The sequence below is a fragment of the Enterobacter sp. 5-4 genome (assembly GCF_000612205.1).
Lineage (GTDB): Bacteria > Pseudomonadota > Gammaproteobacteria > Enterobacterales > Enterobacteriaceae > Enterobacter > Enterobacter roggenkampii.
Window position 1 is genome coordinate 1 of the sequence record NZ_JFHW01000016.1, and the last position, 15,715, is coordinate 15,715.

Annotated in this window: 12 protein-coding genes and 1 riboswitch; of the genes, 4 read left to right on the plus strand and 8 right to left on the minus strand. The window is 56.6% G+C overall.

Annotated elements, in window-relative coordinates:
- Positions 1-272: 272 nt before the first annotated feature.
- Positions 273-1,124 carry a glutamate racemase gene (gene murI / locus AA74_RS0109765; protein WP_032667426.1) on the minus strand — a complete coding sequence of 284 codons (852 nt, stop codon included), beginning with the start codon at positions 1,122-1,124 and terminating at the stop codon, positions 273-275.
- Positions 1,069-2,916: a TonB-dependent vitamin B12 receptor BtuB gene (btuB, locus tag AA74_RS0109770; protein ID WP_025912292.1), complete on the minus strand. Its 1,848-nt coding sequence runs from the start codon at positions 2,914-2,916 to the stop codon at positions 1,069-1,071. Before btuB ends, murI begins: the two co-directional genes overlap by 56 nt.
- 65 nt (positions 2,917-2,981) lie before the next feature.
- Positions 2,982-3,158: riboswitch (cobalamin riboswitch) on the minus strand.
- A gap of 104 nt (positions 3,159-3,262) precedes the next feature.
- Here btuB and trmA point away from each other — a divergent pair.
- Complete coding sequence (gene trmA, locus AA74_RS0109775) at positions 3,263-4,363, plus strand: tRNA (uridine(54)-C5)-methyltransferase TrmA (protein WP_025912293.1); 1,101 nt, start codon at positions 3,263-3,265, stop codon at positions 4,361-4,363.
- A gap of 86 nt (positions 4,364-4,449) precedes the next feature.
- On the opposite strand, the gene AA74_RS0109780 is transcribed toward trmA, so the two are convergent.
- Complete coding sequence (locus AA74_RS0109780) at positions 4,450-4,809, minus strand: YijD family membrane protein (protein ID WP_008501783.1); 360 nt, start codon at positions 4,807-4,809, stop codon at positions 4,450-4,452.
- 9 nt (positions 4,810-4,818) lie between these two features.
- Positions 4,819-5,457, minus strand: coding sequence for an HTH-type transcriptional repressor FabR (gene fabR / locus AA74_RS0109785; protein ID WP_008501784.1), 639 nt, complete (start codon positions 5,455-5,457; stop codon positions 4,819-4,821).
- A gap of 196 nt (positions 5,458-5,653) precedes the next feature.
- On the opposite strand from fabR, the gene sthA reads away from it, so the two are divergent.
- Positions 5,654-7,054: a Si-specific NAD(P)(+) transhydrogenase gene (gene sthA / locus AA74_RS0109790; protein ID WP_008501785.1), complete on the plus strand. Its 1,401-nt coding sequence runs from the start codon at positions 5,654-5,656 to the stop codon at positions 7,052-7,054.
- Here sthA and oxyR read toward each other — a convergent pair.
- From oxyR to argC, 4 genes are all read right to left on the minus strand, one after another.
- Positions 7,037-7,954 (minus strand): DNA-binding transcriptional regulator OxyR, encoded by a 918-nt coding sequence (gene oxyR / locus AA74_RS0109795; RefSeq protein ID WP_008501786.1) that lies wholly within the window; start codon positions 7,952-7,954, stop codon positions 7,037-7,039. The genes sthA and oxyR overlap by 18 nt on opposite strands.
- A 296-nt stretch (positions 7,955-8,250) precedes the next feature.
- Positions 8,251-9,624, minus strand: coding sequence for an argininosuccinate lyase (argH, locus tag AA74_RS0109800; protein ID WP_025912294.1), 1,374 nt, complete (start codon positions 9,622-9,624; stop codon positions 8,251-8,253).
- A gap of 105 nt (positions 9,625-9,729) precedes the next feature.
- Entirely contained in the window at positions 9,730-10,506 is a 777-nt protein-coding gene (gene argB, locus AA74_RS0109805) for an acetylglutamate kinase (RefSeq protein WP_088728450.1), read from the minus strand.
- Positions 10,507-10,512: 6 nt separating this feature from the next.
- Positions 10,513-11,517 carry an N-acetyl-gamma-glutamyl-phosphate reductase gene (gene argC, locus AA74_RS0109810; RefSeq protein WP_025912295.1) on the minus strand — a complete coding sequence of 335 codons (1,005 nt, stop codon included), beginning with the start codon at positions 11,515-11,517 and terminating at the stop codon, positions 10,513-10,515.
- 88 nt (positions 11,518-11,605) lie between these two features.
- On the opposite strand from argC, the gene argE reads away from it, so the two are divergent.
- Both argE and ppc read left to right on the plus strand, forming a co-directional pair.
- Entirely contained in the window at positions 11,606-12,757 is a 1,152-nt protein-coding gene (gene argE, locus AA74_RS0109815) for an acetylornithine deacetylase (RefSeq protein ID WP_008501790.1), read from the plus strand.
- Positions 12,758-13,003: 246 nt separating this feature from the next.
- On the plus strand, positions 13,004-15,655 hold the full coding sequence (gene ppc, locus AA74_RS0109820; protein WP_023345106.1) for a phosphoenolpyruvate carboxylase: 2,652 nt from the start codon (positions 13,004-13,006) through the stop codon (positions 15,653-15,655).
- The last annotated feature ends 60 nt before the right edge of the window (positions 15,656-15,715 follow it).

Genomic DNA, 15,715 nt, shown 5'->3' on the forward strand with positions numbered 1-15,715 from the left:
CCCACACAGATTGTCTGATAAATTGTTAAAGAGCAGTGCAACGCGGCTTTCGCTCACCGTTGCGAGGTCCCGTATATTACGTTTTCCTCATTCAGAGTCAAGTGATTATTTTCGCTTTTCTCTGTTGGCGTTCATCTCTGAACCCCGCTAACCCGGCGGCCTGTAAGCCGTTGTTCCGTGTCAGTGGAGGCGCATTATAGGGAGTTCTCAGACGTTGACAACCCCTCTTTTAAAAAAAACTTTCAACCGTCTCTTTTTTGCTCAAAACCGTGCTATAGCGCCAGTTTTTCGAGCGTTTCAAAGCCATAACGGCGTACAACGGGTAAAAGTTGTTCAGTTTCTTTTGTTAACGCCATACAAAACGCGATATTCGCATCCGTAGATTTCGCATCCGGGGCTTCATGCTCCAGCAACCATGCCGTACGACGGGCAATAGCCGCTCCGGAATCCACCAGGCGTGTCCCCTCCGGCAGCACCTCTAATAGCTCTTCCTGGAGTAGCGGGAAGTGGGTACAGCCCAACACAACGGTATCCGGGGGTTCAGGCATCCGCAGCCACGGACGAAGAATACGACGCAGCTCGTCGAGTGATACCGCCTTGCCATGCAGCTTCGCTTCCGCCATCTCTACCAGCTCAGCCGAACCGAGCATCGCAATCTGGCATTCGTTGGCGAAACGGTCGATCAGCTCGCGGGTATAAGGACGCTTTACCGTACCTCGCGTGGCCAGCAGGCCCACAATGCCGTTCGCCGTCAGACGCGCGGCAGGCTTTATTGCCGGGACGACGCCCACAACCGGGAACTGGAATTTTTCACGCAGGGCGGGAAGAGAAACGGTGCTCGCCGTATTACACGCGATAACGGCCAGCGCAAGGGGATAACGCTGTTGTACCGCAGTGACGATTTCCACCACGCGCTCGACAATAAAATCTTCGCTCTTTTCCCCATACGGGAAAGCGACGTTATCGAAGGCGTAGATGTAATGGAGATCCGGCAGGAGATGCCGAATCTCATCATAGACCGAAAGCCCACCGACGCCGGAATCAAACACCAGCACGGTAGGGCGCGGATTAGAAGGTGTAGCTGCCAGACAAGGTGTATTCCCGTCCTGCAGTTTGGTAGCCATAAACTGTCTCGTAATCTTTATCGAACAGGTTGGCTATTTTACCACGAACTGTAAGGTGTGAGGTGACAGGATACGAAACTGCGACATCCCACAGGCTTACACCGCCCATTTTTACTTTCTCAGACGGGTAAGTACCAAAGTCAGTGTCGTAACGCGTACCGAGATAGTGATAAGTCAGGCTCCAGTCGAAATCATAGATCTGCGTGTCGAGCTGATATTTCACCTGCTGCTTAGCACGACGATCCAGAAGTTCGTTGGTTGCGGCATTTCGGGCATCCACGTAGTCATAGCCAACAGTATGCGTCAACGGACCCGTATCAAACGATGCTGTCGCTTCCACACCTTTAATGCGCGCTTTACCGACGTTGTAATATTGCTGAAGGTTATTATCGAAGTCGATGAGATTATCAACGTCATTACGGTAGCCGGATACGCGCCAGCTCACGCCCGCCGTCAGGCCTTCAAACGCACCTTCCCACTGCTTGCTCTCTTCTGGATCAAGATGGTCATTGCCATAGAAACCGTAGAGTTGACCCAGATTCGGTGCCTTATAGGCCGTACCATAAGAAGCAACGAAACGGTAACCCTCCACGAACTCCCAGGCCGCACTGCTTTGCCAGGTGCCATGACGACCGAACTGAGAGTTGTCATCGCTGCGAACCGCCCCTTCCAGGGTGAAGTCACCAAACTGCTGCAGCCCAGTCAGGTAGACGCCGGTGTTACGCAGGTCGTAGCCGTTGGTCACGTAGTTTGTACCCGGCTCGGTGCTCTGCTTCTGCCAGTCAACGCCCGCGCCAATGTTCCCATGGCCAACATCAACGGAGTTGAGCCACTGGACGTTGTACTGTTTGATTTCATCCAGCGTGGCTGTCGAATCGTAGCGGCCTAAATTTGGGTCGTAGTTATAGTCCTTGCTGTGGCTATAGCTGGTGAGCAGCTGCGAATGGAAGATGTCATCGTTGAAGCGCAATCCTGCATCCCAGGTCTGGCTATAGAGCTGGCGGGTATCGACCAGTACGTCAGGGGTAAAGGAGCTGTAGTAGCCGTCGTAGGCCGTACGGTTGCTGTAGCCAAAGCCGCGAACAAAACCGCTCCACTGGTCTGAGAATGCGTGATCCAGTGCACCGTAGAGCGTTTTATTCATAAAGCCGTCGCGATCGGTCTGGGCAAGGCCACCATTGTTGCCGTCCGCAACCACATCAAACCCTTTGGTATAGGTGTAATCACCCGCAAGCGTGACGCGCGTGCTGTCGCCCAGTGTTTGCTGAGTACTGCCGCCATAATTCTGATAGCCGTGTGAGCCTACGCCAGCATTCAGCGTGGTACCGTCCTTCGCACGAGTAGTAATAATGTTTAAGACACCACCAATCGCGTCTGAGCCGTATACCGCCGAACGCGGTCCACGAACATATTCGATTCGCTGCACCAGGGAGATTGGGAACTGGCTGAGATCGGACGACCCCGTGACGCCCGCCTGGTTAAGGCGGATCCCATCAACAAGGATCAGGACGTGGCTGGAGTTGGTGCCACGGATAAAGAGAGAAGAGAGTTGCCCCATCCCACCACTTTGCGCCGTATCCACGCCGGGCAGGCGACGCATAACGTCCAGCACCGAGGTTGACTGCCAGCGGTCAATATCGGCACGCGTAACAACCGAGGTTGCAGCCAGAATAGTTTTTTCAGGTTGTTCAAAACGATTTGCCGTCACCACCAACGAGTCTGCGCTATCCTGCGCCCAGCCCGAAAATGCCGTGACGGACAACGCCGTCAGCAGCGATACTTTTTTAATCATTGTTAAAGCATCCACAATATAAGAAGGATGCCGCAGGCCTCATCGATAGCACGCGATGATGAAACCAAATGCGACGTGATCCCGGCAGGTCTTCGGGCTAGGTGGCTATATAAGGATGAAGACTTCCCATTTTCACAGTGTCTACAACGCTCATCCCGCCAGTCTTTACCGCTGCGCGTCAGCTCCAGATTTACACTGGATTCCCTTTTCACTCTCAGGAGACCGGAAACAGAATGCTACAATTAGACACGTATGGATGTCCAGACAGCTATTGGCCATTAACTCTGGACATCCCCTGAACAATGCCTACAATCGCCGCGTAATTCTTTATCACTCAGGACGCATCATGACCCCAGAACACCTCCCGACAGAACAGTACGACGCGCAGCTGGCAGAGAAAGTCGTCCGCCTGCAAAGTATGATGACGCCTTTCAACGCGCCCGTTCCCGAGGTGTTCCGCTCTCCTGTCAGCCACTACCGCATGCGTGCAGAGTTCCGCATCTGGCACGACGGTGACGACCTGTACCACATCATTTTCGATCAGCAGACGAAATCCCGCATTCGCGTGGACAGCTTCCCGGCAGCGAGCGAGCTTATCAATCAGCTGATGACGCTGATCGTTGAAGGCGTGCGTAACAACCCGGTGCTGCGCCACAAGCTGTTCCAGATTGACTACCTGACCACGCAAAGTAACCAGGCGATTGTCTCCCTGCTATACCACAAAGCCCTGAACGACGAGTGGCGCGAGCAGGCCGAAGCCCTGCGTGATGCGCTGCGTGCGCAGAACATCAACGTTCACCTGATTGGCCGTGCGACAAAAACCAAAATCATGCTGGATCAGGACTACGTCGACGAGCGCCTGTCGGTGGCGGGTAAAGAGATGGTCTATCGTCAGGTGGAGAACAGTTTTACCCAGCCGAATGCCGCGATGAACGTGCAGATGCTGGAGTGGGCGCTGAAGGCGACGGAAGGGTCTAAGGGCGATCTGCTTGAACTCTACTGCGGTAACGGCAACTTCTCGCTGGCACTGGCGCGTAACTTCGATCGCGTTCTGGCAACCGAAATCGCCAAACCGTCGGTGGCCGCCGCGCAGTACAACATTGCCGCCAACCATATCGACAACGTGCAGATCGTTCGTATGGCCGCAGAAGAGTTCACGCAGGCCATGAACGGCGTACGCCAGTTTAACCGCCTGGAAGGAATCGATCTGAAGAGCTACCAGTGTGAGACGATTTTTGTCGACCCGCCGCGCAGTGGCCTGGACAGCGAAACCGAGAAGATGGTGCAGGCGTACCCACGTATTTTGTACATCTCCTGTAACCCGGAGACGCTGTGCAAGAACCTGGAAACGTTAAGCCAGACGCACAAGATTGAACGTCTGGCGCTGTTCGATCAATTCCCGTATACGCACCATATGGAGTGCGGCGTTTTACTCACGGCGAAGTAATGAAGACCTTGTAGGGCAGGTAAGCGAAGCGCCACCTGCCAAAAAGCCGGATGGCGCTTCGCTTATCCGGCCTACAAAACCCTTATCTACTCCGGTAACTGGCTCTTACGGCTACGCATGCGCGAGCCAATCCAGAACACCAGCGCAACAGACAGTACCGCAGGGAAGAAGTTAGAGCCGATATCCGGATACTCCGCGCGCACCACCGTGCTGTAAAGCAATACGCCCAGAATAAAGCAGGCGGCGGCCAGCCCCGGTAACCCCACCGGCATGGTGCGGTTCAGGTAGCGTTGATGCAGGCAGTACACCGTCAGCACCAGCGCAATCAGCGGGAAAATCGAAAACGGCACGATGGAGCTAAAAATAGCGGCGAACGTACCATTGATGGATAAGCCAGCGATCAATGCCAGCAACAGCGTCCCTTTATCCTGACCTGACTGTTTCATTACTCACCTTCACTCTTCGGTTTGATGTGCCAGTTTCTCTTGTTCACGGCGATACCAGTAGTACGCGCCTTTGGAGATCATCCTGAGCTGCAATACCAGCCGCTCTTCAAGCTGCTTGCGTTGTTCAATGCTGACGTCCAGCGCTTCGGCACCCGCGCTGAACACAATCGTCACCATCGCCTCGGCCTGTGCTTCGGTAAACGCACGCGGCATATGGTTTTCGAGTTCAAGATAGTCGGCAAGTTCCGCGATGAAGTGCTGAATTTCGCGCGCGACGGCGGCACGAAACGCCGCCGATGTGCCCGAACGCTCGCGCAGAAGCAGACGAAACGCGTTGGGGTTATTGCCGATAAATTCCATAAAGGTCGACACGGAGGTACGGATCACGCTGCCACCTTTGGCGATACGCTGACGCGCCTGGCGCATCAGCTGGCGCAGCATCAAACCGCTCTCGTCGACCATGGTCAGGCCCAGTTCATCCACATCACGGAAGTGACGATAGAAGGACGTTGGCGCAATCCCGGCCTCGCGTGCAACCTCGCGCAGGCTCAAACTGGCAAAACTTCGCTCAGCACTCAGTTGACTGAATGCGGCTTCCACCAGCGAACGCCGGGTTTTCTCTTTTTGTTGTGCTCTTACGCCCATCACGATAGTTGAATCCTTCCAAAGGCCTGATGGCACTATACCAGAGAATAAAATTAATCTGTTTACCTGGCTTTGTGAATGATTGTTTACGTGCGGTTTGTGCTCCACTGCCGGAAAAAAGCACAACGATAATTGGGTTACTCTGGCAATGATGTTATGATTCTGTTGCTTTTATGTATAAGAACAGGTAAGCCTTACCATGCCACATTCCTACGATTACGACGCAATAGTTATTGGTTCCGGCCCCGGCGGCGAAGGCGCTGCTATGGGTCTGGTGAAACAGGGAGCCAGAGTAGCGGTCATTGAGCGCTACCATAATGTCGGCGGCGGTTGCACCCACTGGGGCACCATCCCTTCGAAAGCCCTCCGCCACGCCGTTAGCCGCATTATCGAATTTAACCAGAATCCTCTTTACAGCGACCACTCCCGACTTCTTCGTTCCTCTTTTGCCGACATCCTGAATCACGCGGATACCGTCATTAACCAGCAGACGCGCATGCGTCAGGGGTTTTATGAGCGTAACCACTGTGAAATTTTGCAGGGCAACGCGCATTTTGTGGATGAACACACCCTGGCACTCGAATGCCACGACGGATCGGTTGAAACCATCACCGCTGAAAAATTTGTGATTGCCTGCGGTTCACGCCCGTACCATCCGGCCGACGTGGACTTCTCGCACCCGCGCGTCTACGACAGCGACTCGATTCTGAGCCTGCACCATGAACCCCGCCACGTCATTATCTATGGCGCAGGGGTCATTGGTTGCGAATATGCGTCGATCTTCCGCGGAATGGACGTCAAAGTTGACCTGATCAATACTCGCGACCGCCTGCTGGCCTTCCTCGATCAGGAGATGTCGGACTCCCTCTCCTACCACTTCTGGAACAGCGGCGTCGTGATTCGTCACAACGAAGAATACGAGAAGATCGAAGGCTGTGACGACGGGGTGATCATGCACCTGAAGTCCGGCAAGAAGCTGAAAGCGGACTGCCTGCTGTACGCAAACGGCCGTACCGGCAACACCGATTCCCTGCAGCTGGAAAATATCGGGCTTGAGACCGACAGCCGCGGTCAGCTGAAGGTCAACAGCATGTATCAGACCGCCCTGCCGCACGTTTACGCGGTCGGCGACGTGATTGGCTACCCAAGCCTGGCCTCCGCCGCTTACGACCAGGGACGCATTGCGGCTCAGGCGCTGGTGAAAGGCGAAGCGACGGCGCATCTGATCGAAGATATCCCGACGGGTATCTACACCATCCCGGAAATCAGCTCAGTCGGCAAAACCGAGCAGCAGCTGACGTCAATGAAGGTGCCTTACGAGGTGGGTCGTGCGCAGTTTAAACATCTGGCGCGGGCGCAAATCGTGGGGATGAGCGTGGGTACGCTGAAAATTCTTTTCCATCGCGAGACGAAAGAGATCCTTGGGATTCACTGCTTTGGTGAACGCGCCGCGGAAATCATTCATATCGGCCAGGCGATCATGGAGCAGAAAGGTGGTGGTAACACCATTGAGTACTTCGTCAACACCACCTTTAACTACCCGACCATGGCGGAAGCCTATCGGGTAGCCGCGCTGAACGGCTTAAACCGCCTGTTTTAACGCGCTGTCAAAATGGCCATCCATCGCACCGCGGATGGCCTCTGCCAGCTGCTCATAGCGGCTGCGCAGCGGTGAACCCGGGCGATAAACCAGGCCAATTGTACGACGCGGCTCTGGCTTAATGCACGGCAAGTAGACCACGCCATCACGTTTACGCTCGTGCGGCACCGCCAGCGCAGGCAGCAGCGTAATACCGCTTCCCGCCGCGACCATATTTCGCAGGGTTTCCAGGCTGGTTGCGCGGAAGTGGGTATCTTCATCAGCACCCGCTTCGAAACAGAAGCCCATCGCCTGGTCGCGCAGGCAGTGGCCATCTTCCAGCATCAGCAGCTTTTCACCCGCCAGATCGGCCATCGGCACGCGATCGCGGTTCGCCCACGGGTGATCTTCATAGATCGCCAGCATCATCGGCTCATCGAACAGCGGCACTTCAATAAAGGCTTCACTCTCTTTTACCAGTGCCAGAATGGCGCAGTCGAGCTTGCCGCTGTCCAGCTGCGCCAGCAGCTGATGCGTCTGCGCTTCATGCAGGTACATTTCGAGTTTCGGGAACGTCTGGTGCAGCATCGGAATGATGTGCGGTAACAGGTACGGGCCAACGGTTGGGATCAGGCCAATATGCAGCGGGCCGGACATGGCCTCCCCCTGCTGGCTTGCCATTTCCTTGAGCACTTTGACCTCGCGCAGCACGGTGCGCGCCTGATCCACCAGCAGAAGACCTGCCTGTGTGAACAGAACCTTACGACTGGTGCGCTCCAGCAGCATCACGCCCAGCTCGTCTTCAAGCTTGCGGATCTGGCCGCTCAGCGTGGGCTGGCTGACGTGGCAGGAATCTGCCGCGCGGCGAAAGTGACGATGCTCGGCTAACGCTACCAGGTATTCAAGATCACGAATATTCATTATTCATCCTCCGTCGCCACGATAGTTCATGGCGATAGATAGCATAGCAACGAACGATTATCCCTATCAAGCATTCTGTTGAATAATACACCACATAGACGAGGCGGCACGTGTTTGACCCTTGACGTCCCCGCCACCGTCAGCGAGTTTCTCTCAAAACTCGAACAACTAAAGCCAACGTGAACTTTTGCGGACCCCGTGGTCCGCTTTTTTTTTGCGTAAAAAAGCCCAACTCAGGGTTGGGCTGGGGTTTTGTAGGTCGGGTAAGGCGAAGCCGCCACCCGACGTTTCAGGCATCAAATCAGGCGGTTTTTCGCCTCCGCAATGGCCTGCGCCACCTGCTTAGGCGACACGCCGCCTTTCGCCGCACGCTTATCCAGGCAGGACTGCAGCGCCAGAATCGGATACACATCATCCCCGATGGCCGCGCTGAATTTTTGCAGATCGGCCAGCGCCAGATCTTCCAGCGGTTTACCCTGACGAATGGCTTCAACTACCGCTTCACCGACAATATGGTGCGCTTCACGGAACGGTACGCCCTTCGCCACCAGATAATCCGCCAGCTCGGTAGAGTTCGCATAGCCCTGCTGCGCCGCTTCCTGACAGCGCGGACGCTTCACCTGAATGCCGTCCAGCACCAGCGCGCCCATATGCAGACAGTCGAGCCAGGTGTCGAGCGCGTCGAACAGCCCTTCTTTGTCTTCCTGCATATCTTTGTTGTACGCCAGCGGCAGCCCTTTCAGGGTCATCATCATGCCGGTCAGCGCGCCCTGCACGCGGCCACATTTCCCGCGGATCAGCTCCAGCGCGTCCGGGTTTTTCTTCTGCGGCATCAGGGATGAGCCTGACGTCACGCGGTCGGACAGCTCAACGAAGCCCGCTTCACCGGAGTTAAAGAAAATCAGATCTTCGGCAAAGCGCGACAGATGCACCATCCCGATAGACGCATTCGACAGCAGCTCCAGCACGTGGTCACGGTCAGAGACGCTGTCCAGGCTGTTACGGGTGGCGGAGGCAAAGCCCAGCCAGCCTGCCAGCTGTTCACGGTCGATTTCGTAAGCGGTACCCGCCAGCGCGCCGCTGCCCAGCGGGCTGACGTCCAGACGCTTCAGGGTATCCTGCAGACGGCTTTCGTCACGCGCCAGCATCTCAACGTAGGCCAGACACCAGTGCGCAAAAGTCACCGGCTGCGCGCGCTGCAGGTGGGTATAACCCGGCATCACCGCGTCCTGATTGTTCTGTGCGGTCTCCACCAGCGCGGTCTGCAGCTGACGGTTAGCCGCCAGCAGCTCCGCGACGGTATCTTTACACCACAGCTTCAGGTCGGTGGCGACCTGGTCGTTACGGCTACGGCCGGTGTGCAGCTTTTTACCCAACTGGCCGACCTTGTCGATCAGCTTGCCTTCCACCCAGCTGTGAATGTCTTCGGCATCGCTCTGCAGAATTTGCTGCGGATCCAGACGCACTTCTTCCAGCAGATTGTTCAGCGCCTCTTCCAGCTGCTGCTGTTCGTCTGCGGTCAGTACGCCAACGGTCACCAGCGCTTTGGACCAGGCCACAGAGCCGACAATATCCTGTTCGGCCAGGCGGTAGTCGAAGCGCAAAGAGTCGTTGAACTGTTTGAACCGCTGATCCGCTGCCTGTGTAAAACGCCCACCCCAAAGTGCCATAACGAATTTCCTTAATGATGATATTTTTGCCCGGTGGCGCTGCGCTTACCGGGCCTACACAATTCACGTAGACCGGATAAGCGAAGCGCCATCCGGCACAGAATCTTAAGCCAGAATACGCGTGCCAATCGGCGTGCCGTTAAACAGCGCCGGAAGCTGCTCCGCGTGACGCCAGGAGGCGATATCAACCGGGCGGCCCAGCGTGCGCGCCGCATCCAGCGCGGCGTTCACTTTGACGATCATGCCGTCGGTAATGATGCCCTGCGCAATCAGCTGCTCGGCTTTTGCCGCAGTCATTTCCGCAATGCGCTGGCCTTTACCGTCCAGAATGCCGCTCACGTCGGAAAGCAGGATCAGGTCCGCGCCCAGCGTTGCCGCCAGCGCGGTTGCCGCCTGGTCAGCGTTAACGTTCATCAGCTCGCCCTCTTCGGTCACGCCGATAGAGCTCACCACCGGCAGGAAACCGCCTTCCAGCAACGTGTTAATCAGCTTAGGCGAACCCGGCTGCGCCAGTCCAACGTGGCCGAGCGCTTCGTCGAGCTGGGTCACTTTTACGCTGTCGCCATCGCCCAGGTAGAGGCCAACGGAAGCAATGCGGTGTTTCTTCGCCCAGGACAGCAGGGTTTTGTTCGCTGTACCCGCCAGCGCACCGGTGATAATGTCAATCTGATCCGCAGGCGTCACGCGCAGGCCGTTTTTCTTGATCACCGGCAGGTTGAGCCCTTTCATCAGTTCATCCACCACGCAGCCGCCGCCGTGCACAATCACCAGCGGACGTTGGTGTGATTCGCGATAGTTCACCAGCGCGGTAAACAGACGCTCCAGCGCTTCTTCGCTGTCCAGCAGTACACCACCGAGTTTGATAATTAATGGGTTCATCATCACACCTTAAATAAGAGCCTGCGTTTCCGGGAAACCGAAACGAATATTTGCACACTGTATTGCCTGAGCGGCAGCGCCTTTCAGTAAGTTATCTTCTGCGGCCACCACGATGAGATGCTCACCCTGCACGGCAAAGCCGATATCGCAGAACGGCAGGCCGACCACATTTTTCAGCGCCGGCACGCCTTTGTCGTACAGGCGCACCAGCGGTTTGTCCGCATACGCCTGCGTGAAGACCTCATTCACCTGCTCTTTGGTCACGCCAGGCTTCAGGCGGCAGGTAATGGTTTCGAGGATCCCACGCGGGAAGCTGCCCAGATGCGGCGTGAAAATCACGTCAGCGCCCAGATGGGTGGTGATTTCAGGATGATGGCGATGATTAAACACGCCATACGGCTGAAGGCTCACTTCGCAGAAGCTGTTGGAGATCGCCGCCTTGCGTCCTGCACCGCTCACGCCGCTGGTGGCGTTGATCACCGGCCACTGGTTCAGATCCAGCAGGCCCGCGTCGATCAGCGGCTTCAGGGAAAGCTGCGCCGCCGTCGGGTAGCAGCCCGGAACGGCAATCAGGTCCGCTTCTTTCAGTTTATCTGCGCTCCACTCCGCCAGGCCGTACACCGCTTTTTCAAGCAGATCCGGATGCTGATGGGTGAAACCGTAATATTTTTCGTAGAACGCGCCGTCGTTAACGCGGAACGCGCCGGAGAGGTCGAAGACCACGCAGCCAGCCGCCAGGAACTGCGGCGCCAGGTCGTGGCTGACCTCGTGCGCGGTGGCTAAAAACACCACGTCGACGCCGTCGGTAAACTCGCTGATGTCAGACATGGGCTGCAAAGGCAGATCGACCAGGCCCTTAAGCTGCGGATGCAAATCGGAAATTAACTTTCCTGCATCATTGCTTTGCGCTGACACGGTCAAAGCGGTTATGGTCATATGTGGATGGCGATTCACGTAGCTTACAAGCTCTGCGCCCGCATAACCGCTAGCGCCTACAATCAGCGTATTCAACATCGGGTTCCTTTATGCTCAACGTTAATGTATTTTTATTCACATTTATTGCATGAATATTGATACTATCACGACCTAAGGTGTGTCAACAATGAAAATGAACTTACCGCCATTTATCGAGATCTACCGCGCCCTGATTGCCACACCGTCCATCAGCGCAACGGAAGAAGCGCTGGATCAGAGCAATGAGTCTTTAATCAATCTGCTGGCGGGTTGGTTTAGCGATCTTGGGTTTAACGTTGAGGTTCAGCCCGTCCCCGGCACTCGCCACAAATTTAACCTGCTCGCCAGTACCGGAACCGGTGCGGGCGGCCTGCTGCTAGCCGGTCACACCGACACCGTGCCGTTTGACGATGGCCGCTGGACGCGCGATCCGTTCACCCTGACCGAGCACGACAACAAGCTCTACGGTCTGGGCACCGCAGACATGAAAGGCTTCTTCGCCTTTATCCTCGACGCGCTGCGTGACGTGGACGTGACGAAGCTGAAAAAACCGCTCTACATTCTGGCGACCGCTGATGAAGAGACCAGCATGGCGGGCGCGCGCTACTTCTCAGAAAACACGTCGATTCGTCCGGATTGCGCGATCATCGGCGAGCCGACGTCTCTGCAACCGATTCGCGCACATAAAGGCCATATCTCTACCGCCGTGCGCGTGCTCGGCCAGTCCGGCCACTCCAGCGATCCGGCGCGGGGCGTCAACGCCATTGAGCTGATGCATGACGCCATCGGCCGCATCATGACCCTGCGCGACGATCTGAAAGAGCGTTACCACTATGAGGCGTTCACCGTGCCGTATCCAACGCTCAATCTCGGCAGCCTGCACGGCGGTGATGCCTCGAACCGTATCTGCGCATGCTGCGAGCTGCACATGGACATCCGACCGCTGCCGGGCATGACCCTGAGCGATCTGGATGGTTTACTGAACGAAGCGCTGGCCCCGGTGAGTGAGCGCTGGCCGGGCCGCCTGACGGTCTCGGAACTGCACCCGCCGATCCCGGGTTATGAATGCCCGCCGGACCATCAGCTGGTCGAAGTGGTGGAAAAGCTGCTCGGTGAAAAAACTGACGTGGTGAATTACTGCACCGAAGCGCCGTTTATTCAGACGCTGTGCCCGACGCTGGTTCTTGGCCCTGGCTCCATCAACCAGGCGCACCAGCCGGATGAATATCTTGAAACCCGCTTTATCAAGCCCACCCGCGAACTGATTACCCAGGTTGTACATCATTTCTGCTGGCATTAATGACCTTTCCCCTCTCGGAAGAGAGGGGAAAATCCCGCGATCTCCGTCACATTTCCATAAGCATCTCTTATCTGACGCAATGCGAATTAAATTTCGTAAATTGCCCACATTTATTCGTTTGCTGAACCGTTTTCGCAGCAATTGACGACGGGGGTTTTACGTGGCTTTATAAAGGGAGATGACAAAATAATGTCCAGAAGATTTTCGCCTGGGCATAAACAAAAATGATGGGGTGACTGGGTTTTTATGAACGAACAATATTCCGCGTTGCGTAGTAATGTCAGTATGCTCGGCAAAGTGCTTGGAGATACCATCAAAGATGCGTTGGGGGAGAACATCCTCGACCGCGTTGAAACCATCCGCAAGCTGTCTAAATCTTCCCGTGCCGGTAACGAGGCCAGTCGTCAGGAGCTGCTCACCACCTTGCAGAACCTCTCGAACGATGAGCTGCTGCCCGTTGCACGCGCATTCAGCCAGTTCCTGAACCTGGCAAATACCGCTGAGCAATACCACAGCATTTCGCCAAACGGCGAAGCGGCCAGCAACCCGGAAGTCATTGCCCGCACCCTTCGTAAACTGAAAGACCAGCCAGACCTCAACGAAGCCACCATCAAAAAAGCGGTGGAGTCACTTTCGCTGGAGCTGGTACTGACCGCTCACCCAACCGAGATCACCCGTCGCACCCTGATCCACAAAATGGTGGAAGTGAATAACTGCCTGAAGCAGCTGGATAACAAAGACATTGCCGACTATGAACGCAACCAGCTGATGCGCCGCCTGCGCCAGCTGATTGCTCAGTCCTGGCACACCGATGAAATTCGTAAGCATCGCCCAAGCCCGGTCGACGAAGCTAAATGGGGCTTTGCGGTGGTGGAAAACAGCCTGTGGGAAGGGGTACCGAACTACCTGCGCGAGCTGAACGAACAGCTGGAAGCGAACCTGGGCTACCGTCTGCCGGTCGACTTTGTGCCGGTCCGCTTTACCTCCTGGATGGGCGGCGACCGCGACGGCAACCCGAACGTCACCGCAGAAATCACCCGTCACGTCCTGCTGCTGAGCCGCTGGAAAGCGACCGATCTGTTCCTGAAAGACATTCAGGTACTGATCTCCGAGCTGTCGATGGTAGAAGCGACGCCGGAACTGCGCGCGCTGGCCGGTGAAGAAGGCGCCAGCGAGCCGTACCGTTTCCTGATGAAAAAACTGCGTGGTCAGCTGATGGCCACTCAGGCCTGGCTGGAAGCGCGCCTGAAAGGCCAGCGTCTGCCAAAACCAGAAGGCCTGCTGAGCCAGAACGAACAGCTCTGGGAGCCGCTGTACGCCTGTTATAAATCACTCCAGGCGTGCGGGATGGGCATTATCGCCAACGGCGAACTGCTCGACACCCTGCGTCGCGTGAAGTGTTTCGGCGTGCCGCTGGTACGTATCGACGTTCGTCAGGAAAGTACCCGTCATACCGAAGCGCTGGGCGAGCTGACCCGCTACCTCGGCATCGGCGACTATGAAAGCTGGTCCGAAGCCGACAAACAGGCGTTCCTGATCCGCGAGCTGAACTCCAAGCGCCCGCTGCTGCCGCGCAACTGGGAGCCAAGCAACGATACCCGCGAAGTGCTCAACACCTGTAAAGCGATCGTGGACGCACCGAAAGGATCGGTGGCCGCCTATGTGATCTCCATGGCGAAAACCCCGTCCGACGTGCTAGGCGTTCATCTTCTGCTGAAAGAAGCGGGCATCGACTACGCCCTGCCTGTCGCCCCGCTGTTTGAGACCCTCGATGACCTGAACAACGCCAACGACGTGATGAGCCAGCTGCTGAACATCGACTGGTATCGCGGCTTTATTCAGGGCAAACAGATGGTGATGATCGGCTATTCCGACTCCGCAAAAGATGCGGGCGTGATGGCGGCATCCTGGGCGCAGTATCAGGCGCAGGATGCACTGATCAAAACCTGCGAAAAAGCCGGTATAGAGCTGACCCTGTTCCACGGACGCGGTGGCTCAATTGGCCGTGGCGGCGCGCCAGCACACGCGGCACTGCTGTCACAGCCACCGGGAAGCCTGAAAGGCGGCCTGCGCGTGACCGAGCAGGGCGAGATGATCCGCTTCAAGTACGGCCTGCCGGAAGTGACCATCAGCAGCCTGTCGCTTTATACCAGCGCGATCCTCGAAGCCAACCTGCTGCCACCGCCGGAGCCAAAAGAATCCTGGTGCCGCATCATGGACGAGTTGTCAGACATCTCCTGCGATCTGTACCGCGGCTACGTGCGTGAAAACAAAGATTTCGTCCCTTACTTCCGTTCAGCCACGCCTGAGCAGGAGCTGGGTAAACTGCCGCTGGGCTCGCGTCCTGCCAAGCGTCGTCCGACCGGCGGCGTTGAATCCCTGCGTGCAATCCCGTGGATCTTTGCCTGGACGCAGAACCGCTTAATGCTGCCCGCCTGGCTGGGTGCCGGTGCCGCACTGCAAAAAGTGGTGGAAGACGGTAAACAGAGCGAGCTGGAAACAATGTGCCGCGACTGGCCGTTCTTCTCTACCCGTCTGGGAATGCTGGAGATGGTCTTCTCGAAAGCCGACCTGTGGCTGGCGGAATACTACGATCAGCGCCTGGTGAAGCCCGAGCTGTGGGCGCTGGGCAAAGAGCTGCGCGAACTGCTGGAAGGCGACATCAAAGTGGTGCTGGACATCGCTAACGACTCACACCTGATGGCGGACCTGCCGTGGATTGCCGAGTCTATCCAGCTGCGTAACATCTACACCGACCCGCTGAACGTCCTGCAGGCAGAGCTGCTGCACCGTTCGCGTCTGGCAGAAGAAGAAGGGAAAGAGCCGGATCCACGCGTTGAACAGGCGCTGATGGTGACGATTGCGGGCGTTGCGGCGGGTATGCGTAACACCGGCTAATGCTTTACGCCCGGCGGCGCTGCGCTTGCACGGGCCTACGATAAGTAGGCCGGGTAAGCG

Bases quoted from the DNA above. Each gene is read 5' to 3' on its own strand.
- murI (WP_032667426.1), bottom strand. From the start codon at position 1,124: ATGGCTACCAAACTGCAGGACGGGAATACACCTTGTCTGGCAGCTACA.
- ppc (WP_023345106.1), top strand. From the start codon at position 13,004: ATGAACGAACAATATTCCGCGTTGCGTAGTAATGTCAGTATGCTCGGC.
- argB (WP_088728450.1), bottom strand. From the start codon at position 10,506: ATGATGAACCCATTAATTATCAAACTCGGTGGTGTACTGCTGGACAGC.
- btuB (WP_025912292.1), bottom strand. From the start codon at position 2,916: ATGATTAAAAAAGTATCGCTGCTGACGGCGTTGTCCGTCACGGCATTT.
- AA74_RS0109780 (WP_008501783.1), bottom strand. From the start codon at position 4,809: ATGAAACAGTCAGGTCAGGATAAAGGGACGCTGTTGCTGGCATTGATC.
- oxyR (WP_008501786.1), bottom strand. From the start codon at position 7,954: ATGAATATTCGTGATCTTGAATACCTGGTAGCGTTAGCCGAGCATCGT.
- trmA (WP_025912293.1), top strand. From the start codon at position 3,263: ATGACCCCAGAACACCTCCCGACAGAACAGTACGACGCGCAGCTGGCA.
- argC (WP_025912295.1), bottom strand. From the start codon at position 11,517: ATGTTGAATACGCTGATTGTAGGCGCTAGCGGTTATGCGGGCGCAGAG.
- argH (WP_025912294.1), bottom strand. From the start codon at position 9,624: ATGGCACTTTGGGGTGGGCGTTTTACACAGGCAGCGGATCAGCGGTTC.
- argE (WP_008501790.1), top strand. From the start codon at position 11,606: ATGAAAATGAACTTACCGCCATTTATCGAGATCTACCGCGCCCTGATT.
- sthA (WP_008501785.1), top strand. From the start codon at position 5,654: ATGCCACATTCCTACGATTACGACGCAATAGTTATTGGTTCCGGCCCC.